Annotated in this window: 20 protein-coding genes; 7 read left to right on the forward strand and 13 right to left on the reverse strand. The window is 59.4% G+C overall.

The genetic code is table 11. The features are described from left to right. Positions 1-6: 6 nt before the first annotated feature. Positions 7-486 (reverse strand): transketolase, encoded by a 480-nt coding sequence (locus KQP88_RS07655; RefSeq protein WP_200994161.1) that lies wholly within the window; start codon positions 484-486, stop codon positions 7-9. Positions 487-713: 227 nt separating this feature from the next. Here KQP88_RS07655 and KQP88_RS07660 point away from each other — a divergent pair, with 227 nt between their 5' ends. Next, positions 714-1,622 carry a DUF808 domain-containing protein gene (locus KQP88_RS07660; RefSeq protein ID WP_216705287.1) on the forward strand — a complete coding sequence of 303 codons (909 nt, stop codon included), beginning with the start codon at positions 714-716 and terminating at the stop codon, positions 1,620-1,622. Here KQP88_RS07660 and KQP88_RS07665 read toward each other — a convergent pair. From KQP88_RS07665 to puuE, 8 genes are all read right to left on the reverse strand, one after another. Next, positions 1,552-2,418 (reverse strand): phosphatase PAP2 family protein, encoded by an 867-nt coding sequence (locus KQP88_RS07665; RefSeq protein WP_407681817.1) that lies wholly within the window; start codon positions 2,416-2,418, stop codon positions 1,552-1,554. The genes KQP88_RS07660 and KQP88_RS07665 overlap by 71 nt on opposite strands. Positions 2,419-2,438: 20 nt before the next feature. Next, on the reverse strand, positions 2,439-3,128 hold the full coding sequence (gene pmrG, locus KQP88_RS07670) for a lipopolysaccharide core heptose(II)-phosphate phosphatase PmrG (RefSeq protein ID WP_253950564.1): 690 nt from the start codon (positions 3,126-3,128) through the stop codon (positions 2,439-2,441). 149 nt (positions 3,129-3,277) lie between these two features. Continuing rightward, positions 3,278-4,063: an outer membrane protein OmpK gene (locus KQP88_RS07675; protein ID WP_200994159.1), complete on the reverse strand. Its 786-nt coding sequence runs from the start codon at positions 4,061-4,063 to the stop codon at positions 3,278-3,280. A gap of 402 nt (positions 4,064-4,465) precedes the next feature. Next, entirely contained in the window at positions 4,466-5,758 is a 1,293-nt protein-coding gene (locus KQP88_RS07680; RefSeq protein ID WP_216705288.1) for a urate hydroxylase PuuD, read from the reverse strand. Between the two features lie 48 nt (positions 5,759-5,806). Beyond that, positions 5,807-6,310: an ureidoglycolate lyase gene (locus KQP88_RS07685; RefSeq protein WP_200994157.1), complete on the reverse strand. Its 504-nt coding sequence runs from the start codon at positions 6,308-6,310 to the stop codon at positions 5,807-5,809. 191 nt (positions 6,311-6,501) lie between these two features. Next, positions 6,502-7,497: an allantoicase gene (alc, locus tag KQP88_RS07690; RefSeq protein ID WP_198728334.1), complete on the reverse strand. Its 996-nt coding sequence runs from the start codon at positions 7,495-7,497 to the stop codon at positions 6,502-6,504. Positions 7,498-7,549: 52 nt separating this feature from the next. Continuing rightward, complete coding sequence (uraD, locus tag KQP88_RS07695; RefSeq protein ID WP_200994155.1) at positions 7,550-8,065, reverse strand: 2-oxo-4-hydroxy-4-carboxy-5-ureidoimidazoline decarboxylase; 516 nt, start codon at positions 8,063-8,065, stop codon at positions 7,550-7,552. Further along, positions 8,062-8,985: an allantoinase PuuE gene (puuE, locus tag KQP88_RS07700; protein WP_216705289.1), complete on the reverse strand. Its 924-nt coding sequence runs from the start codon at positions 8,983-8,985 to the stop codon at positions 8,062-8,064. The genes uraD and puuE overlap by 4 nt, the downstream gene beginning before the upstream one ends. A gap of 366 nt (positions 8,986-9,351) precedes the next feature. On the opposite strand from puuE, the gene uraH reads away from it, so the two are divergent. The 3 genes from uraH (at position 9,352) to KQP88_RS07715 (ending at position 11,634) form a co-directional block, all read left to right on the forward strand. Then, positions 9,352-9,705 (forward strand): hydroxyisourate hydrolase, encoded by a 354-nt coding sequence (gene uraH / locus KQP88_RS07705; protein WP_216705290.1) that lies wholly within the window; start codon positions 9,352-9,354, stop codon positions 9,703-9,705. A gap of 90 nt (positions 9,706-9,795) precedes the next feature. Continuing rightward, positions 9,796-10,560: a GntR family transcriptional regulator gene (locus tag KQP88_RS07710; RefSeq protein WP_216705291.1), complete on the forward strand. Its 765-nt coding sequence runs from the start codon at positions 9,796-9,798 to the stop codon at positions 10,558-10,560. Between the two features lie 297 nt (positions 10,561-10,857). Further along, the gene (locus KQP88_RS07715) at positions 10,858-11,634 is read left to right on the forward strand and encodes a halovibrin HvnA (protein ID WP_216705292.1); all 777 of its coding nucleotides are present in this window, start codon (positions 10,858-10,860) and stop codon (positions 11,632-11,634) included. Between the two features lie 5 nt (positions 11,635-11,639). On the opposite strand, the gene guaD is transcribed toward KQP88_RS07715, so the two are convergent. The 4 genes from guaD to xdhA all read right to left on the reverse strand — a co-directional run bounded on the left by guaD (position 11,640) and on the right by xdhA (position 17,707). Next, positions 11,640-12,953: a guanine deaminase gene (gene guaD, locus KQP88_RS07720; RefSeq protein WP_216705293.1), complete on the reverse strand. Its 1,314-nt coding sequence runs from the start codon at positions 12,951-12,953 to the stop codon at positions 11,640-11,642. Positions 12,954-12,960: 7 nt separating this feature from the next. Then, the gene (gene xdhC, locus KQP88_RS07725) at positions 12,961-13,800 is read right to left on the reverse strand and encodes a xanthine dehydrogenase accessory protein XdhC (protein ID WP_216705294.1); all 840 of its coding nucleotides are present in this window, start codon (positions 13,798-13,800) and stop codon (positions 12,961-12,963) included. Between the two features lie 102 nt (positions 13,801-13,902). Then, entirely contained in the window at positions 13,903-16,260 is a 2,358-nt protein-coding gene (gene xdhB / locus KQP88_RS07730) for a xanthine dehydrogenase molybdopterin binding subunit (protein WP_216705295.1), read from the reverse strand. Continuing rightward, positions 16,253-17,707, reverse strand: coding sequence for a xanthine dehydrogenase small subunit (gene xdhA, locus KQP88_RS07735; protein WP_216705296.1), 1,455 nt, complete (start codon positions 17,705-17,707; stop codon positions 16,253-16,255). The genes xdhB and xdhA overlap by 8 nt, the downstream gene beginning before the upstream one ends. A gap of 274 nt (positions 17,708-17,981) precedes the next feature. Between xdhA and KQP88_RS07740 the strand changes: the two genes are divergently transcribed. The 3 genes from KQP88_RS07740 (at position 17,982) to zipA (ending at position 23,228) form a co-directional block, all read left to right on the forward strand. Next, positions 17,982-18,641, forward strand: coding sequence for a GntR family transcriptional regulator (locus tag KQP88_RS07740; protein ID WP_216705297.1), 660 nt, complete (start codon positions 17,982-17,984; stop codon positions 18,639-18,641). A gap of 4 nt (positions 18,642-18,645) precedes the next feature. Beyond that, on the forward strand, positions 18,646-22,134 hold the full coding sequence (smc, locus tag KQP88_RS07745; protein ID WP_216705298.1) for a chromosome segregation protein SMC: 3,489 nt from the start codon (positions 18,646-18,648) through the stop codon (positions 22,132-22,134). 251 nt (positions 22,135-22,385) lie between these two features. Continuing rightward, positions 22,386-23,228 carry a cell division protein ZipA gene (gene zipA, locus KQP88_RS07750; protein WP_200994147.1) on the forward strand — a complete coding sequence of 281 codons (843 nt, stop codon included), beginning with the start codon at positions 22,386-22,388 and terminating at the stop codon, positions 23,226-23,228. Positions 23,229-23,325 lie beyond the last annotated feature (97 nt).

Below are 23,325 nucleotides of genomic sequence, written 5' to 3' on the forward strand. Positions count from 1 at the left end.
ACAGGCTCAGTAGGGCGACAGGAAATGGTCCTGCAGGTAGTTCTTCACCAGATGCCGGGTCGCCGCCAGGATCTCTTCTACCTGTGAGTCCATCGAGGCCTTGGACGGGGCCTGTTCCTCCAGCTTCTCCAGTTCAAAGAAGTGCAGCTTGTGCCCGCACACCGAACCCAGCCAGGACAGATGCGCCCGATGGCTGGCTTCCACATCCAGCAGATGGCAGCTCTTGGGAATCGAACTCAACAAGCCATTGGCTTCGCAGCTCGAAGGCTTTTGCGCACTGAAGGCGCGGTTTTCAGCGTCGAGCCATTCCTCTTCCAGTTGGGTCGACTGCCTGATGACCAGATAAGCCACCTGTTCCCAGTCACTGATTTCGGTATTGAGCGTATCGATGATGTACTGAGGCAGGTCTGCATTGGAAACGATGATGACGCCCGTCTCTTGAGACGTCGGTTTCAACCACTGTGCTCGTTGCGAATCGATATGCATGACAGCCCCTTGTTGTAGGTACAGCGATCAAAAGCCCGGTTTGGCGATGCAACACTTGCGCCATACGTTCAGGTCAGGTCATTGATTGCTGGAGCCACTGCATAAAACGTTAGCGAATTGTGTCGGTCAGACACTGATATCGACGTACACACGCCATGTCTTGCGGTTATCGCTGTGATTCAATAGGCACCGTTTTTGTTTTCCCATTCTGTTCAAGGATATTGATTGTGGCTGCTGGAAGCTTGCTGACCCTGCTCGATGACATCGCAACCCTGCTCGACGATGTGGCACTGGCCACCAAAAAGACGGCAGGTGTGCTGGGTGATGACCTGGCCCTCAATGCGCAACAGGTCACGGGTGTCTCTGCCGATCGTGAGTTGCCGGTGGTGTGGGCCGTGGCCAAGGGGTCTTTGCTCAACAAGGCGATTCTGGTGCCTGCGGCCTTGCTGATCAGTGCCTTTGCGCCTTGGGCGATTCTGCCTCTGTTGATGATCGGTGGTGCTTACCTGTGTTTCGAGGGGGCCGAGAAGATTGCCCACAAATGGCTGCACTCTGACGCCGGGCAGGAACACGAAGAGCGCAAACAGGCCGTGGGCAATGCTTCCACGGACATGGTTGCCTTCGAGAAGGAACGGATCAAAGGCGCCATCCGCACGGATTTCATTCTCTCGGCGGAAATCATCGTCCTGGCTCTGGGCGTGGTTTCAAGCCGACCGTTTCTGGATCAGGTGGGCGTACTGGTGATCGTTGCCGTGCTGATTACCGTCGGCGTCTATGGGCTGGTGGCGGGTATCGTCAAGCTCGATGACCTGGGCCTGCATCTGAAAAAGAGCGCCAGTTCCGCCTCGCAAAGCATCGGCAACGGGCTGCTCTGGCTGGCTCCGGTCCTGATGAAGGCGCTGTCGATCCTCGGCACCGCCGCCATGTTCATGGTCGGCGGTGGCATTCTGGTGCATGGCCTGCCGTTCGCTCATCACTGGGTCGAAGGCATCACCGAAAGTGCAGCCGGTGCTGTCGGCGGTTTCTCCATCGTGGTACCGACTCTGCTGGATGCCGTTGCAGGAATCATTGCCGGTGCAGCATTGGTGGTCGTGGTAACTCTGGTGGACAAAGTGTGGAAGTCGGCTCGGGGTTGAGCTGATTCTTTCCCGGCTCAAGTGATGCCTGAAGTGCTGGTCGCCCATAGAAAAACAGGGCGGTCAGCAGCATCGTGAGCCACACCAGAATGCCGGACCACAAGGTGTGGGACATGAAGTGCCAGCCTTGCAGGACTCGCGTCGTGCCGTACACCATGCCCAGCAGCAGAACCCAGCCCAGCAACTTGCGGGCATGTCGCCAGCGGTAGCGGCGGGCGACGAAGTACAGCGCCAACAGGGTAAACCCGCTTGAGGCGTGGCCACCGGGCCAGCAGCGCCCTTTGCCTGCTTCATGCAGCAGGTTGAAGTTCTCGAACCATTCCTTCTTTTCCTGAATGCCGCCATACAGGGTTGTTTCAACCGGGCAGTAAACACTGGTGTGGCTCTTGAAGTAGTGAACCATGGCCGTGGTGATCGCGAAGGCAACCATGACGAAGATGAAGTCACGGCGGTGACGTGCAAGAAACCTGAGCCCTGCGGCGAGGTGAAACCTCTCCAGAGCTGCAATCAGGCGCTGATGTCTATCGGGTTTGAACAGCGGCCAGACAAATGAAAGCACGGCACCGATGATTGCCAGCTCGCCTGTCCAGTCCGGGATGATCCGGGGCCAGCGATGGGTCAGGTTTTCAAAAAAACGGTCATGCTGGAACGGAAATGCCTGGGTAACCGGGTCGTACAACAGGTTGCTGAGGGTGACATCCAGTTCGGTCAGGTCGAAGACGACAAAGACCAGAACCGCCAGCAACAGAGGCAGGCCGACATTCATCAAGTAGAAGCGCTTTCTGGAAGTATTCACGTGCCGGATTTCCTGGTGGCTTATGGATGTTGCGGTATGACGGACTTCCAGTCCTGAGCATCGAGAAAGCCCAGAACCCTGGCGCTTCTGTCCTTGGGATCAATGGTCACGAACAACGCGCTGCCATAATCGGGCACGGTGCGTGCCGAGACTTTCAGCGACTTCTCCAACTGGTTGAAGCACTCGCTGTGAGTGACCAGCACCATGTTTCGCTGATCGACTTTGTGTCGCTGCATGTCCTCCAGCATGGTGTGGCGACAGTTGCCCAGCCAGTCCTGAGGAATGCTTGCACCTTTGAATGCAAAACTTGCGGTCTGGGCCGTGCGCAGCAGTGGGCTGTTGAAAATGTCCGTATGGGCCAGATCGAGTGTTCTGAACGAATTGCCCAGTTCCTGAGCGACCTGCTGGCCTTTGCGCGTAATGCCGTCACGCGCTCCAAGGCAGGGATTGGTCGAGTGATCGCAACGCTCGGCATGGCGCACCAGAATCACTAGATCACCTTTGGCCCAGTGAGCCATGACACCGGCTTTGCGCAGGTTGTGGCCCTGTGCAAGGTCGACCGGGCCTGAGGGTTTCAACAGCCAGGTACTCAGCCAGACAGCCATCAGCATCAAGGGCAATAGCCAGAGCGCTTTGGGGTAGTGGGCAAGGTGTCTGTAGCCAGCGTGACCGGCAATGGCCAGCGGGTTGTATCGGGGTGGGCTATTCAAGGCGGGTCGCCGTCACAAGGGGAGGACAGGACCGCAGATTAGGGGGCGACAGGTCAATGGCCGGTCAACGATATGTGAAAAAACAATTCAGGTTGTTCAGCGCTGGCGAGGCGGCACCGCAGTGCAGCCTCGCCGGTGTCTGAAGGTGATCAGAAGAACGCTTTGACCAGCAGACTTGCAGTGTTCTGGTCGGTATCGAAGGAAGAGGTGTCCTTGATGCCGTACTTGTTGCTCCAGTAGTCGTATTCGATACCGACGTAGAGTTTTTTCTCGGGGAAGTTCAGCGCCTTGCCCAGGTCATACTTGATCTGCGGGTTGATGTGCAGGTTGGCGTGGTAGGTGCCACGGGCGTTCTTGTCGTTGTCCACGACCCAGTCGATGAAGCCGTCGATGACCACATCGGATTTGCCCGCTGGAATGGTGTAGGACCATACCGGCGTGATCTGCCATACGCCATCACCCGGGCGATTGCCTTCGGTCTGGCGCTGGTAGAAGTTCAGCTGGAAGTAATCGAAGCCCGGGATATTCAGGTCAAAGCCCGGACCGATCAGGTAAGACTCGTTATCGCCTTCACCGAACTCATAGGTTGCTGCCAGCAGCACGTCCGAGATAGGGCCCAGCTCAAACTTCTGGCCGAAGATCTTGCCCATCGACAGGCGTGGCGAGAACTCGCCGTAGTAAGTGTTCGGGCCGCTATTCGCGTCTTTCTTGCCGTTGTAGAAAATCTTGTCGACGAAGAAGAAGTTATCGCCGTATTTCCAGCCATCCGCATGTTCGAAGGTGAAGGTCTGTTGAATTTCCGGGTTGACCGTGAAGTCCCGACCGTTGAGGTAGGTCAGGCTGTTGCTCTGCCATTGCAACAGATCGCCGGCCGTGGCCGAGCCTGCGGCCAGCAGACTACCGGCCAGTAACAGGCTGGAAAAAGTACGGTTCATGCGGGTGCTCCCTTGAGATCGATAGTGGTTTCGAGGTCGGCGTTCTGTGTGTGACGCCGTTTCTCTGGTTGTAATAAATTGTCTGCGTGGTCAGCTTCGTGATTTAGCAAAAGCTGAGCCAACCCCGTGAAAAAGCCACGCGGATACCTGAAATGCTTGGTAATGGCCGGTTTCCGATGGTTTTTCCGGGATGCAGGACCTGACTGAACGGACAATTTCAGTTCAGGCCTGGCAATGGGCGGCTTTTAAAGCGGCGGCGGAGAATACTGGGTGGCGAGAGCCAGCTCAAGTGCTCCAGAGCGGAGCACGAGCGGCGAAAGTGGGGCGTTTTTCGTGTCTTGGGTTAAATCACTTTGTGGGAGGCATCAACCCTGTGGGAGCGAATTCATTCGCGAAGAGCGTTCAACGAACACTGGCCCCTTGATCGATCCAGGCGCCCACCATGTCCCGCTCTTGCTGGGTCATCTGGGTGATGTTGCCCAACGGCATGATCGGGGCGGTGATGGCCTGGGCCTTGATGCGCGGGGCCAGTAGCTGGATCTGCTCGGGCGTATCGAACATCACGCCCGCAGGCGCGGCGCTGAACAGGTTGCTGGTGGGGTTGGCCGAGTGGCAGACGGTGCAGCGTTGCTTGATGACTTCATGAACCTTGGCGAACGCTATCCCGGCCACCTTGGGCGTTTCTGCGGGGGCAGGTGCGGCAACCGGTTCGGGGCGTTTTTCGTCAGCCCTGTAGCCGCCCACGGCAGTGCCGGGCAGTGGCTGGTATTCAATGTGGGCGGCGTCGTGGGGCTTTGGCGGTTGCGCGGGGCCGGTGACATAGGCCAGACAGATCATGCCCAGCGCTGCGAAGGGCAAGGTCCAGAAGAACCGGTGGCTGTCATGCCGGGTATTGAAGTAGTGACGCACCAGCACGGCCAGCAAGGCAATCACCGCCAGGATCAGCCAGTTGTACTGGCTGCCATAGGTACTGGGGAAATGGTTGCTGATCATGATGAACAGCACCGGCAACGTGAAATAGTTGTTGTGCCGCGAACGCAGCAGGCCCTTGGCAGGCAGGCTTGGGTCCGGTGTGCGGTTCTCGGCGATGGCCGCCACCAGGGCGCGCTGGGCGGGCATGATGATGCGGAACACGTTGCCGACCATGATGGTGCCCATGATGGCGCCCACATGCAGATAAGCCCCACGGCCGCTGAATACCTGGCTCAAGGCGTAGGCCGCCGCTACCAGCAACACGAACAGGATCACCCCCAGCAGCGCAGGGCGTTTGCCCAGGGCCGAGTCGCACAGAAAGCTGTACACGAACCAGCCGACAAACAGGGAACCCAGGCCGATATGCACGCCCGCGGCAGGCGAAAGGCTGCTGCCCGGCGCAAGCAGATAAAGGGTCGGGTTGGCGTAGAACACCACACACAGCAGCGCGACCCCGGACAGCCAGGTCGAATAGGCTTCCCATTTGAACCAGTGCAGGTTCTCGGGCATGGTCGGTGGCGCGAGCTTGTACTTTTCCAGGTGATAGATACCGCCACCATGAATCGCCCAGAGATCTCCTGAAAGGCCTTCACGGGGATTGGAGCGGTTGAGGTTGTTTTCCAGCCAGACAAAGTAGAAAGACGCGCCGATCCACGCCACGCCCACAATCATGTGAATCCAGCGTACGCCCAGATTCAGCCATTCCATCAAATGTGCCAGCATGGTATTTCCTTAGTGCCTTTACCCCCCGGATGGGGGTATCAGGCCTTCCTATTGGTTGGGGTCGAGCACCATCAACTGGCTCTCTTCAAAAAAATGCTCATCGCAGTTATTGCCGGTTCCACTGCGATCAACCACCAGGAAGTCATCCCGCTTTTCGATCGTCAGCACCGGATGGTGCCAGACGCCGCGATGGTAATTCACACCCTGCCTGCCATTGGAAATGAAGGCGCGGGTCAGCTCTGGATCAGGTGCATCGCCAAGTGGCGCGACCACGATCAGAAAAGGGTTGCCGAGCAGCGGTATGAAAGCCTGGCTGCCCAGCGGATGGCGCTCCAGCATGGCAATGGTCAACGGCATGTCCAGCGCCTCGGCGCGAAAGATGCTGATGATTGCCTTGTCGTCAGGCGTGGCGGTCTGCACCTCGGCCAGACGATGAAAGCGCTGTGTCGAGCCATTGTTGATCATGAAGTGAGCACTGCCATCGGTTTCGATCACGTCACCGAACGGGGCAAAGGCTTCTTTGGTCAATGGCTCGATAATCAGTTTGCGCATGACAGTCTCTCTGTACCCATGGGGGTAACACCGATCCGTTAAGGCACAACAAAACCTGTGGGAGGCAGCTTGCTGGCGACAAAGGCCTGAAAGCCGGCAGATATTTTGCGTCTGTAACAGTCGCCAGCAAGCTGCCTCCCACAAAGTGATTTTTGACCTTGAGTGATCAGCATTCCCACAGGGTTATGTGTTTATTTGGTGATTTTGCCCAGGACCCGCAACCGGCTCACGCCGCCATCCGGGAAGACGTTCAGGCGGATATGGGTGATCGGGCCGATGGCCTTGATCTGCTCGGCGAAGTCATGTTCGGCGTGCATGCTCAGTTTCTGGCTGGGCAGCAGTTCGCGCCAGAACAGGCTCTGGGTTTCGATCTGGCTGTCGGTGCCGCCTTTGACGAAAGCGCCCTGGATCGAGCAGCTGTCCGGGTAGTTGCCCTTGAAGTGCAGCGTATCGACGATGACTCGCTCCACTTCGCCCGGATGCCCCAGCGCGACGATCACCCAGTCATTGCCCGGAGTACGGCGGCGGGCGGTTTCCCAGCCGTCGCCCATGTTCACGCCACGGCCCGGATTGAGAAGGTTGCTCATGCTGCCGTAGTGCTCGTCGGAGCAGGCAATCGCACGACCGCCATTGAGGGCGGCAATCAGGTCGATCTGCTCGCTGTCGCTGACTTCGGACCAGTCCCGGAAAGGGATGCCGTGTACGCGCAGACGCGCCACGCCGCCATCGGGGTAGATATTGAAACGCAGGTGGCTGAAAGCCTGATCGTTGCTGATGGCGTGGTAGTGATGGCTGTTGCCTTGCAGCTCGACCGAAGGCAGTACCTCGACCCATTGAGTGTTTTCGTCCGGGTCGCCCGAAGCCAGGAAGCAGGCTTCCAGGGAGGCCGAAGGCGGGAAGTTGCCGGTAAAGAACGAGGTATCGATATCCACGCCCTTGATGGTGCCCGCCACGCCCAGGCGGATCACCGCGCTGTCATAGCCCTCGAAACGCTTGCGCCGCGACTCCCAGCCGTCCATCCATTTGCCGTTGTCATCGAACACGCCTTCTTTCCAGACTGCCGGAGTGGGCTGGAACAGGCGGTTGGCATCGGCGAACCAGTCATCGGTGACGGACAGGACTTTGGTCCCCAGGCGTGCGTCGGCCAGATTGACGAACTTCTCGAACGGTGCGGCGTAAACTTTCATTCTTTTTGTCTGCCTTTCTCAATGGGCTGGGAAGGAATGGGCTGGGTATCGTCTACAGGGCCTGCAGGCGAAACAGTGCAATCTTGTTGATCTCGGCCAGCGCGCAGGCGAACTCGGCTTCGGCCGAGTTATTAATGCGCTGCTCGAAGGCCGCCAGGATCTTGTGTCGGTCGCTTCCCTTGACCGCCATGATGAACGGGAAACCGAACCTGGCCTTGTAGGCCTGATTCAGCTCGGTGAAACGCTGGAACTCTTCGGGTGTGCATTGATGAATGCCCGCACCGGCCTGCTCGCTGGTGCTGGCTTCGGTCAGTTCACCCTGGATGGCGGCTTTGCCGGCCAGATCCGGGTGAGCGTTGATCAGCGCCCATTGCCGGTCATAATCGGCGTCGAGCAGGATTTCGCTCATGCGCGCATGCAGGTTTTCGATCTGATCCAGCTCGGGGCTCAGGCCCAGGTCGAAAGCCTCTTCGGCGATCCAGGGCGAGTGTTCGTAGATGTCGCCAAAGGCCGCAATGAATGCTTCACGGCTCAGGGACGAGGGTTTCAGTGTCTGGAACTGGCTCATTGCGCGGCCTTGAACGGGTGTTGGGTGTGCCAGTGGCGGGCGATATCCACACGGCGAGTGAACCAGACCTGCTCATGGCTCTTGGCGTATTCGATGAAACGCTTGAGCGCAGCGAGACGGGCAGGGCGGCCGATCAGGCGGCAGTGCAGGCCGATGGAGAGCATTTTCGGTGCTTCGGCACCTTCCTCGTAAAGAACGTCGAAAGCATCCTTGAGGTACTGGAAAAACTGCTCGCCGTTGTTGAAGCCCTGCACCTGGGTGAAGCGCATGTCGTTGGTGTCCAGGGTGTAGGGAATCACCAGATGCGGCTTGCCGGTGGGGGTGTTCGGCTCCCAGTAGGGCAGGTCATCGTCGTAGGTGTCGCTGTCGTAGAGAAAGCCGCCTTCTTCCATCACCAGACGCCGGGTGTTCGGGCCGGTGCGGCCGGTGTACCAGCCCAGCGGGCGTTCGCCGGTGATTTCGGTGAGGATACGGATAGCCTGGAGCATGTGTTCGCGCTCCTGGGCTTCATCCATGTTCTGGTAGTCGATCCAGCGGTAGCCGTGGCTGCAGATTTCGTGGCCGTCGGCGACCATGGCGCGAATCACGTCGGGGTGGCGCTGGGCGGCCATGGCCACGGCAAAGATGGTCAGCGGAATATCGAACTGCTTGAACAGCTTGAGAATGCGCCACACACCGGCACGGCTGCCGTATTCGTACAGCGACTCCATGCTCATGTTGCGCTGGCCTTGCAGCGGTTGCGCCGCGACCATCTCGGACAGGAAGGCTTCGGACTCCTTGTCGCCATGCAGAATGTTACGCTCGCCGCCTTCCTCGTAATTGAGCACGAAAGACAGCGCGATGCGGGCATTGCCCGGCCAATGAGGATGGGGTGGATTGCTGCCGTAACCGATCAGGTCCCGTGGATAGTCAGCGCTCACTGCAAGCTTCCTTTAGGTGCGTGTAGTCAGGTGCGGTACAAGCCGGACGGCAGAGAACCGCGCTGCGCCGATTGTATACAAAATAATATTCAAATTGTAACCCGTAAAATGTCGCACGTTAGCGCTTTGGACCATGCAATAAACTTGCCTGAGTGGTCAGCTTAAAAGTGAAAACCTCAATGCTTTCCTTTGCTTCAGTGTTTTCGGCAGCAAACCTGCACTTGAGGATTTCAGGAGAAACGGGCACCGGTTTTATTGTGTACAAGTTTTTTGAAAAATGTCTTAATCGGTCACTGCTCAAGGCTGGCAGGCACCTCGATGGTGCATCATGCCCGCCATCCAACCATTCAACGAGGCGCAGAATCAATGGGACGGTTAACCACGCATGTGCTGGACGCCGCGCACGGTTGCCCCGGCAGCGGCATCCATGTCGAACTGTATCGGGTTGAAGGCGAGCGCCTGGAGCTTGTCGCCACGGCGGTGACCAACAGTGATGGTCGTTGCGATGCGCCCTTGCTGCAAGGCGAAGATTACCGCTCAGGTGTCTACCAGTTGCAGTTCCAGGCGGGCGATTACTACCGCGGGCGTGGCGTGACGCTGTCTGAGCCGGCCTTTCTGGATGTGGTGGTATTGCGCTTCGGCATTGATGCCGCTCAGGAGCACTATCACGTACCGCTGCTGGTTTCGCCTTACAGCTACTCGACCTATCGTGGCAGTTGAGCCTCCCGCAAAGCGTGGTGCGCCTTTGTAGGGGCGCACTGTGTACAATGCGCCCGTCTTACGCCGTAAATCACTTGCGCACGAGTGCCCATGAACGAACAGTCACTGCCCCTGAAGAAACAGCCCCGCGTGGCCAAGTCAGCCCGTAACGCAACCCAGGACGATATTGTCTATGCGCACATCTTCGAGGCGATCCTTGAGCAGCGTCTGGCGCCGGGCACCAAACTGAGTGAAGAGGCACTGGGCGAAATCTTTGGCGTGAGTCGCACCATCATCCGTCGCGCCCTGTCGCGGCTGGCCCATGAAGGTGTCGTGCTGTTGCGGCCCAATCGCGGTGCCGTGGTGGCCAGCCCGAGTGTTGAAGAGGCGCGTCAGGTGTTCTTTGCTCGCCGCATGGTGGAAAAGGCCATTACCGAGCTTGCCGTCGAACACGCCACGGCCGAGCAACTGGCCGAGTTGCGGCAGATGGTCAGCGACGAGCGCGACAGCTTTGCCAGAGGGGATCGTGGTGCGGGGATCCGCCTGTCCGGCGAGTTTCACCTGCAACTGGCAGTGGCTGCCAGGAATGCCCCGCTGATCAGCTTTCAGCGCAGCCTGGTGTCGCAGACCTCATTGATCATCGCCCAATACGAAAACGGCAACCGCACCCATTGCTCCTACGATGAACACACTCAGTTGATCGACGCCATCGAAGCACGCGATGCCGCGTTGGCTGTCGAGCTGATGATGCATCACATGGACCACATCGACAGCAAGCTCAACCTCGACGACGACGGCGCATCCGATGATTTGCATGCCGTGTTTTCGCACCTGATGCAGGGCAAGAAGAAAACGGGAAAACAGTCGGGCTCATAAGCAATGCGTGGGTTTGCCGGCCTGTAACAGTTTGATTTCCAAGGTTGTATGACTGTTATTTCTGTCAGTATCCCAGGGGTTCTCCTCGGTATATAAGGTCGCTGAAAGACCTTATCGTTGCGTCCGTCACTGCGAGCGACGGAGCGTCGGTATCGAGGTGATGTGATGAAACACTATGTGGTTTCCCTGGCCCTTGTATTGCTAATGGGCTGTGCCCATGAGTTTCCTGCTCCCTCTGTCGCTTCCAGTCAACCAGCCAGCGGAGCTCAGGTAGCGGCTGATCTGCAGGCTGCATACATGGATGTCCGCCCTGATTGCGGCTCGGGCTCTCTGCCGGCGTTTCTGTGCTCGGGGGTGATGTTCAGAGGGACAAGCGAATCTCAGAATTACCGCTCATGGAACCCCAGGCCAGGTGTTACAAGCGTTTCTTTTTCCTACCTGCGCAAGGATGCCAATTTCGATCATCTGGCAGTCAACCTCGACAATGGCCTGATTTTCTATCCGTCTTTCAAGCAGCCGGCTGGCAAGGACTACATTCAGGTTCAGGTGCTGTGCGCGTATCCCGTCGATGGCAATACCTGGATTCGCGAGCCGCTGGGGTGTGGGCAGAGTTCTCTGTATCCCGATATCAGCAGGAGATGCCAGTCACAGGGCATCGATACGGCAGAACAATGGAAAGCCCATTTCGACAAAGGTCCGAGCGGGGCTGACAGGGAGCGACTGATTTATTCCTACGTGTGCAGTTTTGATCTGCGGGATCGAATGGGGGAGCAGGGGGCCGCCTCTTTCTATCAAACGTTACGGGCCATGGAGACGGTACCGCGAGAGCTGCTGCACCACTATAACGAACTGGTCGTGCAGGCCTGGCCTCAGGACATCCCATTGGCGCTACCCATACAGGCGTTTTTCTACACCGTACCCAGCGGTCTGGCGGGTGCCCGGCATGATCAGTGGGACTACCACCGCTTTACCGGGGTCGTGCTGCCTATCATTCAGATGCATCTGCCGTGCGATGTGTCGGGGACGGCTGTATTCAATTTCGACCCCGAGGACCAGTACCTGCCATTCCCTTGAGCGTTTCAGCGCTCATGCACCAATTGCCCGGCTGCCCAGGTCTGCTGCACCGTGCGGTCATCGCCTAATGTCATCAGCACAAACAGAATCTCTGCAATGTCCCTGGCCTGCTTGAGCCGATAGGCCAGCAGCGGCGTGGCGTTGTAATCCAGCACCAGAAAATCCGCTTCATTGCCGGGCTTCAGGCTGCCGATCCGGTCATCCAGGCGCAGCGCCCGTGCGCCGCCCAATGTCGCCAGGTACAGCGATTTGAAAGGGCTGAGCCTCGCGCCCTGCATCTGCATGACCTTGTAGGCTTCGTTCAGGGTTTGCAGGATCGAGAAGCTGGTGCCGCCGCCCACATCCGTGCCCAGCCCGACATTGATGCCGTGTTTTTCAGCCTTCGGCAGATTGAACAGGCCGCTGCCCAGAAACAGGTTGGAAGTCGGGCAGAAGGCGATGGCCGAGCCGGTTTCTGCCAGTCGTGCGCATTGTTCGTCACAGAGGTGCACGCCATGGGCGAATACCGAGCGCTCGCCCAGCAACTGGAAGTGGTCGTACACATCCAGGTAGTTTTTGCGCTCCGGGAACAGGGCCTTGACCCATTCGATTTCCTGGAGGTTTTCGCTGATATGCGTCTGCATGTACAGGTCGGGGTATTCGCTCAGCAGCTTGCCAGCCAGGGTCAGTTGCTCCGGTGTGCTGGTGGGCGCGAAGCGTGGGGTCACGGCGTAGCTCAAGCGGCCTTCACCATGCCAGCGCTCGATCAGCGCTTTGCTGTCCGCATAGCCGGATTCGGCAGTGTCCACCAGATAGTCCGGGGCATTGCGGTCCATCATCACCTTGCCGGCGATCATGCGAAGGTTCAGTTGCCGGGCGGCGCTGAACAGCGCTTCCACCGACTCCTTGTGCACGCTGCCGAATACCAGCGCTGTGGTGGTGCCGTTGCGCAGCAGTTCCTTGAGGAAGATATCGGCCACTTCAGCCGCATGGGCCGGGTCGGCGAACTGGCGCTCGCAAGGGAAGGTGTACGTATCGAGCCAGTCCAGCAACTGCTCGCCATAGGAGCCGATCATGCCGGTCTGTGGCAGGTGAATATGGGTGTCGATAAAGCCCGGGGTAATCAGCGCGTCCTGATACTCGATCAGTTCCACATCGCTGCCCAGGCTATCCAGCAGATCGGCGGCATGGCCCACGGCTTTGATTTTGCCGTCTTCGACCAGTATCAGGCCGTCGGCGAAATACTCATAGGACGCCTCGACCGCCACCTGGGCGGGGTCGGCAATGCTGTGCACGATACTGGCGCGATAGGCTTTCTTGTTGCTTGAAACGAGGGTCATGGGCATCTCATTGCGACTGGCTGCGGCGTGAGGCCGGCAGCAGTTTGGCGACAGGTTCGGCGCTGGCGCCATGTTGGCCAAAGCTGGCGTTGTAGGTGGCGATCACTTCGGCGGCGATGGAGATGGCAATCTCCACCGGCAGTTTGCCTTTGACTTGCGCCAGGCCCATGGGGCAGCGCATGCGTTGCAGCAAGGCGGGTTCAAAGCCGCGCTCTTTCAGGCGATGCTCGAACTTGACGCGTTTGGTCCGGGAGCCGATCAGCCCGAAGTAACCGAAGTCGCCACGCTTGAGAATGGCGGCTGTCAGTTCCAGATCCAGTTGATGGTTGTGGGTCATGACGATGCAGTAGCTGCCTTTGGGCAGTTGCGCGACCTCATCCACGGGCTCGTCGCTGACGATTTTCAGCACGCCTTCAGGCAGGTTTGTGGGGAATTCCTGTTCCCGAGAGTCGATCCAGCGCACCCGGCAGGGCAGGCTGGCCAGCAGCGGCACCAGCGCCCGGCCCACATGCCCGGCACCGAACACGGCAATCTGCGCCTGTGGCTGGCCCATGGGCTCGAACAGCAGCACATTGACCCCGCCGCAGCACTGGCCAAGGCTGGCGCCGAGGTTGAAGCGCTCCAGGCGCGTCTGCTGAGAGCCGCTGGCGAGCATCTCCCGGGCGATTTCCATGGCCTTGTATTCCAGATGCCCGCCGCCGATGGTGTCGTGGATAGCCTGTGCCGTGACCACCATCTTGGAGCCGGCATTGCGAGGCGTCGAGCCCAGCTCTTCGATGATGGTGACCAGAATGCCCGGCTCACCTTGGGCCTGTAGCCTGGCCAGGGCGCTGATCCAGTCGTTCATGTGTGCCTCTGAATTAAAGGGCTCTATGGGGGTGCCCTGTGGGAGCGAATTTATTCGCGAAAGCTCAATTCGCGAATGAATTCGCTCCCACGGATCGTCAGTTCATCTGTGCAAACGCCGCATCTGTTCGCATCCCCACAACACCCGCTCCGGCGTCGCCGGTGCATCGATGTCGGGCTGATGCCGATAATCTCCCAGGCTCGCCACGGCATCCTTGATCGCGCACCACGCGGCAATCCCCAGCATGAAGGGCGGTTCGCCCACGGCCTTGGAATGGAACACGGTGTCTTCCGGGTTCTTGCGGTTCTCCACCAGTGTGACCCGCAAATCCAGTGGCAGATCCGCCACCGCCGGGATCTTGTAGGACGCCGGGCCGCTGGTCATCAGTTTGCCCTTGTCGTTCCACACCAGTTCTTCGGTGGTCAGCCAGCCCGCGCCCTGCACATAACCGCCTTCGACCTGACCGATATCGATGGCCGGGTTCAGGGATGCGCCCACGTCATGCAGGATGTCGGTGCGCAGCATTTTGTATTCGCCGGTCAGGGTGTCGACGATCACCTCCGCGCAGGCGGCGCCAAAGGCGAAATAGTAAAAAGGCCGACCCCGGGCCTGAGTGCGGTCATAGAAAATCTTCGGCGTCTTGTAATAGCCCGTGCTGGACAGCGACACCTGGCCCATCCACGCCTGTTGCGCCAGTTCAGCGAAAGACAGCACCTGCTCGCCGATACGCACATGGCCATTGCCAAACTGCACCTCGGCCTCGCTCACCTGATACTTCTGCGCCGCAAATTCCACCAGCCGCTGCTTGAGGATTTCAGCAGCGTTCTGCGCGGCCTTGCCGTTCAGGTCCGTGCCGCTGGAGGCGGCTGTCGGTGAAGTGTTCGGCACCTTGTCGGTGTTGGTCGCGGTGATCTGGATGCGTTCGATATCCACCTGGAACACCTCGGCCACGACCTGAGCCACCTTGACGTTCAGGCCTTGCCCCATTTCCGTGCCGCCGTGGTTCAGGTGGATGCTGCCGTCGGTGTAGATGTGGATCAGCGCACCGGCCTGATTGAGAAAGCTGGCGGTAAAGGAAATTCCGAACTTGACCGGCGTCAGCGCCAGGCCTTTTTTCAGGATCGGGCTGCTGGCGTTGAAAGCCTTGATGGCTTCGCGACGCTCGGCGTACTGGCTGCTCTGCTCCAGGTCGGCCGTCATTTCCTGAAGCAGGTTATGCTCGACGGTCTGGTAGTAATGGGTGACGTTGCGCTCGGTCTTGCCGTAGTAATTGGCCTTGCGCACCGCCAGCGGGTCCAGGCCCAGATGGCGGGCGATGCGGTCCATCACTTCCTCGATGGCCACCATGCCTTGGGGGCCGCCAAAACCGCGATAGGCGGTGTTGGACGCGGTGTTGGTCTTGCAGCGATGGCCGTTGATGGTGGCATCGCCCAGGTAATAGGCATTGTCGGCATGGAACATGGCCCGATCGACAATCGAGGCCGACAGATCCGGCGAATAACCGCAGTTGCCCGCGAGTTCCAGTTCGATGCCCTGCAAGCGTCCGCTCTCGTCAAACCCCACGTCGTATTCGATATAGAAGGGGTGGCGCTTGCCGGTCATCAGCATGTCTTCGACCCGTGGCAGTCGCATCTTGGTCGGTTGCCCGGTGAGGTGGGCAATCACTGCGCACAGGCACGCCGGGCTGGCGGCCTGGGTTTCCTTGCCGCCAAAACCGCCGCCCATCCGCCGCATGTCGACCACGACGCGGTTCATCGAAACGCCCAGCACCTCGGCCACCAGTTTCTGGATTTCCGTGGGGTTCTGGGTCGAGCAATAAACGATCATGCCGCCATCTTCGGTGGGCATCACCGACGACACCTGAGTCTCCAGGTAGAAATGCTCCTGCCCACCGATATGCAGGCTGCCCTGCAAACGATGGGTGGCGCCTTTCAGGGCGCTGGCCGAATCGCCACGCTTGTGGGTATGGCTGTCCACCACGAAATGCTTCTGGCGCAAGGCCTGAACCACATCCAGCACCGGCTCCAGGTCTTCATATTCGATGACCGCCGCCATGGCGGCCTTGCGTGCGGTGTCCAGATCCCGTGCGGCTACGGCCAGGACCGGCTGGCCGACGAACTCGACCTTGTCGATGGCCAGCAACGGGTCGCCGGGCAACAGCGGGCCAATGTCCTTCAGGCCGGGAATGTCTTCGTGGGTGATGACAATCCGCACCCCGTCGAAAGCCAGGCAGGGCGCGGTGTCGACGCTGACGATCCGCGCATGGGCGCGGTCCGAGAGGCGTGCATACACATGCAGTTGATTGGGGAATTCCAGGCGGTCATCGATGTAGATCGCCTCGCCGCTGACATGCTTGTCGGCGCTGTCATGCTTGACGCTGCGGCCTACGCCGGTGGTCAGGCCCTGCTGGAACAGCGCGACCCGTTCGGCTTGGGTCATGAGCGGGGGAAGGTTAGACATAGTCAATCACCCGCGTCACAAGTGTGGGTGTCTGCAGCTCGATAAAGTATTTGCGCAGCAGGTTCTGCGCACTGAGCAGGCGATATTCCTTGCTGGCGCGAAAGTCCGACAGCGGTGTGAAGTCTTCGGCCAGCGCGGCGCAGGCCAGTTCGACAGAAGCCGATGTCCAGGGCTGACCGATCAAGGCGTGCTCGCAGGCCGTTGCGCGTTTGGGAATGGCTGCCATGCCACCGAATGCAATGCGCGCATCGACAACCCGGTCGTCTTCGATATGCAGGCAAAACGCCGCGCAGACGGCGGAGATATCGTCATCCAGCCGCTTGGACACCTTGTAGGCACGAAACACATGGCCCGCCCTGGCGGTCGGCACGATGATCTTCTCGATGAACTCGCTTTCCTGACGCGCCGTCACCCGGTAATCGATGAAGTAATCCTCCAGCGCCAGGGTGCGCCGGGTTTGGCCCTTGCGCAGCACGATCTGTGCGCCCAGTGCGATCAGCAGCGGCGGGGCGTCGCCAATGGGCGAGGCATTGCCGATATTGCCGCCCAGCGTGCCCTGATTGCGGATCTGCAACGAGGCGAAGCGTTGCAGCAGCTCGCCGAAGTCCGGGTACTCGGCCTTGAGGGCTGCATGGCAGTCGGTCAGCGAGGTGGCAGCACCGATTTCCAGTCGATCATCGAAACGCTCGATACGCTTCATCTCGGTGATATGGCCCACATGAATCATCACCGGCAACGGCTTGTGCATCTGAGTGACTTCCAGCGCCAGATCGGTCCCGCCAGCCAGCAATCTGGCCTGAGGATGAGCGCTGTAAAGATCGGCCAGATCGGCCACGGTCAGCGGCACCAGCGAGCGCTTGTTGCCATCGTTGAGTTCGCCGGTTGTCTTGGGGGCGATGCTGCGCAGGCGGGCGATGGTCTGGGCCTGACGCTGATCGAACTGGTCAGGCTGAGGCTGGCCGCACGCCTGCGCGGCAGCGTCCAGAATCGGGCGATAACCGGTGCAGCGGCAGAGGTTGCCTGCCAGCGCTTCGTGGGTCTGGTGGGCGTCGGCTTGCGTGCTGTTCTTCTGCAAGGCAAACAGCGACATCACAAAGCCCGGTGTACAGAAACCACATTGCGAGCCGTGGCAATCGACCATTGCCTTCTGCACGCTGTGCAGTTGGCCCTGATGCTTGAGGTCTTCGACGCTGATCAATTGCTTGCCATGCAGCGAGGCCACGAAAGTCAGGCAGGCGTTGAGGCTGCGATAACGCAATTGCTCAGTGCCATGGCTGTCGGTTTCCAGCTCGCTGAGCACAACGGTACAAGCACCGCAGTCACCGCTGGCGCAGCCTTCCTTGGTGCCTGTCCTGTGCAGGTGTCCGCGCAGGTAATCGAGCACGGTGAGGTTCGGGTCCAGGGAGTGCTCGGTTTTGAGCTCCTGGTTCAAAAGGAACTGGATCACGGCACTGCACCCTCGATTTCTTGTAATCGGATATGTCGATGAATTTATCAGCTTTGCTTATCGGGTCAATTTTTTTCTGACTATTGAGTCAGGAAATTGCTTTTTCACTGGCCCGGACCTGTGGAATGCAGGCCTTGTTGTATAAGCCTGTTGCTGGTTATTACGGTCGTCTGCTTAATTCGTGCCAGTTTCATGACTATGGCCCTGCGCCATGCCCAAATGTTGCGATACACTCCCTCTCTTAATAATCAGAACTGCTTCTGAAAGGAAAGACATGACGTTCAAGGCATCGGACAGCCTCGCCGAGCAAGTCGCTCAGCATCTTGCCGAGCGGATCATCCGTGGTGAGCTGAAACCTGGAGAACGAATCCAGGAGCAAAAGGTTACGCAAGCGTTGAGTGTCAGTCGCGGGACCGTTCGCGAAGCGCTATTGATTCTGGAACGCAGACACCTGGTAGTGATCCTGCCGCGTCGTGGTGCGCAAGTGACCGTGATGGACGCCCACAACGTCGTCGGCCTGTGCTCGATGATGGCCGAGCTCTACATCCTGCTGGCCACCGCCGTTGCCGAACGCTGGCAGCGCGAGTCGGACCTGACCCCCTTCGTACAGATCCAGCAACGCCTCAAGGCCAGTTGCGAGCGCGAGGATGTCACGGTCTTCGTCGAGGAAAGCTTCAACGTCATGCGCTCGGCCTATCCGTTTGCCGACAACCCGTATCTGCAGGAAACCGTCGAAAATCTGCAACCTTCCATGAGTCGCAGTTATTATCTGGCCCTCGAGCAGCGCCAGGCCGAACTGGGCGATTACCTGTTGCTGTTTTCGCAACTGCTCGAAGCCGTTGTAGCCCGTGATCTGCCAAGGATTCGCGAGGTCCTGACCCAATATTGCCAACGCAGCTGCAGGCTGGTGCTGGCCGCTCTGTCCACAGGCTGAAAACATGCGTCTGAAGTGCATCAAGCTGGCGGGGTTCAAATCCTTCGTCGACCCCACCACGGTGAACTTCCCCAGTAACATGGCGGCCGTTGTCGGGCCCAACGGTTGTGGCAAGTCCAACATCATCGACGCCGTGCGCTGGGTGATGGGCGAAAGCTCGGCCAAGAACCTGCGCGGCGAGTCGATGACCGACGTCATCTTCAACGGCTCCACCAGCCGCAAGCCTGTCAGCCAGGCGAGCATCGAGCTGGTGTTCGACAACTCCGACGGCACGCTGGTGGGCGAGTACGCCAGCTACGCGGAAATCTCCATTCGCCGCAAAGTCACCCGCGACAGCCAGAACACCTATTACCTCAACGGCGCCAAATGCCGTCGACGCGACATCACCGACATTTTTCTGGGCACCGGCCTCGGGCCGCGCAGCTACTCGATCATCGAACAGGGCATGATCTCCAAGCTGATCGAAGCCAAGCCCGAAGACCTGCGCAACTTCATCGAAGAAGCGGCCGGCATCTCCAAATACAAGGAGCGCCGCCGTGAGACTGAAAACCGTATCCGCCGCACCCACGAAAACCTCGCGCGCCTGACCGACTTGCGCGAAGAGCTTGAGCGCCAGCTCGAACGCCTGCACCGTCAGGCCCAGGCTGCCGAGAAGTATCAGGAATACAAGACCGAAGAGCGTCAGCTCAAGGCCCAACTGTCTGCCTTGCGCTGGCAGGCCCTGAACGAGCAGGTCGGCCAGCGCGAGGCGGTGATCGGCAATCAGGAAATCGGCTTTGAAGCATTGGTGGCCGACCAGCGCAGCGCCGATGCCAGCATTGAGCGCCTGCGTGACGGGCACCACGACCTGTCCGAGCGTTTCAATCTGGTGCAAGGGCGTTTCTATTCCGTGGGCGGCGACATCGCCCGGGTCGAGCAGAGCATCCAGCACGGCCAGCAACGCCTGCGCCAGTTGCAGGACGACCTGCGCGAAGCCGAGCGCGCCCGCCAGGAAACCGAATCGCACCTGGGCCACGACACCACCTTGCTGGCGACCCTGAACGAAGAGCTGGAAATGCTCGAACCGGAACAGGAAATGACCAGCGCCGCCGCCGAAGAGTCGGCCATCGCCCTGGAAGACGCCGAAGCCACCATGCAGGGCTGGCAGGAAAAGTGGGACGCCTTCAACCAGCAATCGGCCGAACCGCAGCGTCAGGCTCAGGTGCAGCAGTCGCGCATTCAGCAACTGGAACAAACCATCGAGCGGCTGGCAGAGCGTCAGCGTCGCCTCAACGAAGAGCGTCAGTTGCTGGCGGCTGACCCGGAAGACGCGGCCATTCTAGAGTTGAGCGAAGACCTGGCCACCCGGGAAATGACCCTCGACGACTTGCACCTGAACGAAGGGCAAGTAATCGAGCAACTGGAACAACTGCGCGATCAATTGCAACAGGCCAATCAGGCGCAACAGCAGGCCCAAGGCGAGCTGCAACGCTTGAACGGTCGCCTGGCTTCGCTTGAGGCTTTGCAACAGGCAGCGCTGGACCCGGACACCGGCACTGCCGAGTGGCTGCGCGACCAGCAACTGGCCGAGCGCCCACGACTGGCCGAAGGCCTGAATGTCGAAGCAGGTTGGGAGCTGGCGGTGGAAACCGTGCTGGGTGCCGACCTGCAAGCGGTGCTGGTGGATGATTTCGACGGGCTCGACCTGGCCGGTTTCCAGCAAGGCGACCTGCGCCTGCTGAGCCCGAGTGCCGACACGAATCGCCTGCCGGGCAGCTTGCTGGACAAGGTCGAGAGCCCGGTGGACCTGTCGGCCTGGCTGGGGCAGGTCATGCCGGTGCAAACCCTCGACGAAGCCCTGGCGCGACGTGGGCAGTTGAGCGCCGGGCAAAGTTTTATCAGCCGCGACGGTTACTGGGTTGGTCGGCATTTCTTGCGCGTGCGCCGTGCCAGCGAAGCCCAGAGCGGCGTTCTGGCCCGTGGCCAGGAATTGCAACGCCTGGGGCTGGAGCGTGACGAACTCGAAGCGGCGCTGGCAGCCCGTGAAGAACAATTGCTGTCCCTGCGCGAGCAACAGACGCAACAGGAAGAAAACCGCGAGCAACTGCGCCGTCGCCTGCAGGACGAAACCCGTCAGCAGGGCGAACTCAAGGCCCAGCTGTCGGCAGCCAAGGCCAAGGTCGAGCAGTTGACCCTGCGCCGTACCCGGCTGGACGAAGAACTGACCGAAGTGGGCGAACAGCGCGCCATGGAGCATGAACACCTGGGCGAGTCCCGGGTGCAATTGCAGGACGCCCTGGACGCCATGGCTCAGGACACCGAGCAGCGCGAGATCCTGCAAGCCCAGCGCGACAGCCTGCGCGAGCGCCTGGACCGGGTGCGTCAGGAAGCCCGCCAGCACAAGGACCGCAGCCATCAACTGGCGGTGCGCCTGGGGTCGATCAAGGCTCAGCACGACTCCACGCGCCAGGCCCTTGAACGCCTGAAAATGCAGTCCGAGCGCCTGTCCGAAAAAAGCGAACAACTGGGCCTCAACCTGGAAGAAGGGCAGGCGCCGCTGGAAGAGCTGCGCCTCAAGCTCGAAGAATTGCTGGAAAAACGCATGGTCGTCGACGACGAAATGCGTATCGCCAAAATCGCCCTGGAAGACGCCGACCGCGAACTGCGCGACGCCGAGAAGCGCCGCACCCAGGCCGAACAGCAGTCGCAACTGCTGCGCGGCCAACTGGAACAGCAGCGCCTGGAATGGCAATCCCTGACCGTGCGGCGCAAGACCTTGCAGGACCAACTGCACGAAGACGGCTATGACCTTCACGGCGTCCTGGCCACCTTGAGCCCCGAAGCCAGCGAAGCGAGTGCCGAGCAGCAACTTGAAGGCATTGCGGCGCGGATTCAGCGCCTGGGCGCCATCAACCTCGCGGCCATCGACGAATACCAGCAACAGTCCGAGCGCAAACGTTACCTCGACGCCCAGAACGCCGATCTGGTGGAAGCACTGGAGACGCTGGAAAACGTCATCCGCAAGATCGACAAGGAAACCCGCAATCGTTTCAAGGAGACCTTCGATCAGATAAACAGCGGAATTCAGGCGCTATTCCCGAAAGTTTTCGGTGGCGGCTCCGCTTATTTGGAACTGACGGGCGAAGATTTACTCGATACAGGGGTGACCATCATGGCGCGTCCCCCTGGCAAGAAGAACAGCACGATCCATTTGCTGTCCGGTGGGGAAAAAGCCCTGACGGCATTGGCACTGGTTTTTGCGATTTTCAAACTCAACCCGGCGCCGTTCTGCATGCTCGACGAGGTCGATGCGCCACTGGATGACGCCAACGTAGGACGTTACGCCCGCTTGGTGAAAGAAATGTCACAAACGGTGCAGTTCATCTACATCACCCACAACAAGATCGCCATGGAAATGGCTGATCAGTTGATGGGTGTAACCATGCACGAGCCCGGCTGTTCGCGGCTGGTAGCGGTGGATGTCGAGGAGGCGATGGCCTTGGTGGATGCGTAATCTGTACGGGTATTCAGCCGGTAAATGGCCTTTTAATGGCCCAAATATGTGAAACGGTAGCGATAGATACCACCTTCAGCGCCATACAGGTGCAACAGACGGTGTAAAGTTACCTTTGGTCGTGCTAGTTTAGTGACCACTTTTTTATTTCGGCGTGGGCAAAATGCCAGTTAGAACATAGACTTGGCACCACGTATTAAAGGGGTTTAGGCCCTTATTTTGAAAATTCTTCATTAGAGGCACTGGAATACATGGAAATCGGTCTGCGCGAGTGGCTGATCGTCATCGGCATAATTGTGATTGCCGGTATTCTCTTCGACGGCTGGCGCCGTATGCGCGGCGGCAAGGGGAAACTGAAATTCAGGCTCGACCGAAGCTTTTCCAATCTGCCGGACGACGATGAAACCACGTCCGCCGAATTGCTCGGTCCATCCCGTGTGCTCGATACTCACAAGGAACCTCAGCTGGACGAGCAGGACCTGCCGTCGTTGAGCGCGACCCCGCGTGAGAGCAAGCGCAGCGAAAAGAAACGCAAGGACGAACCGCAGCAGGGCGACCTGAACCTGGACATGGACGGCCCGAGCCTGTTCACCGACCGTAACGACGACTTCCCGGACGACAAGCCTGCCCAGCGCATCACCGAAGACAAGGACCTGCCGCCTGTCGAAGAAGTGCTGGTCATCAGCGTGATCTGCCGTGACGAAAGCGGCTTCAAAGGGCCTGCGCTGCTGCAGAACATCCTGGAAAGCGGCCTGCGTTTCGGCGAAATGGACATCTTCCATCGTCACGAAAGCATGGCCGGCAATGGCGAAGTCCTGTTCTCCATGGCCAACGCCGTGAAGCCGGGCGTGTTCGATCTGGACGACATCGACCATTTCAGCACCCGCGCCGTCAGCTTCTTCCTGGGCCTGCCCGGCCCGCGTCATCCCAAGCAGGCGTTTGACGTCATGGTCGCCGCAGCCCGCAAGCTGGCCCATGAACTCAACGGCGAACTCAAGGACGACCAGCGCAGCGTCATGACCGCTCAAACCATTGAGCATTATCGCCAGCGCATTGTCGAATTCGAGCGCCGTGCGCTGACCCAGCGCCGCTGACAGGTAGGAGCGGATTCATCCGCGAGATGCCATCGAAGACGACAGGTCTTCTTCGGATATACGGCCCTCTCGCGAATGAATTCGCTCCTACCATGAC

This window comes from Pseudomonas lijiangensis (genome assembly GCF_018968705.1).
In the GTDB taxonomy this organism is placed as follows: domain Bacteria; phylum Pseudomonadota; class Gammaproteobacteria; order Pseudomonadales; family Pseudomonadaceae; genus Aquipseudomonas; species Aquipseudomonas lijiangensis.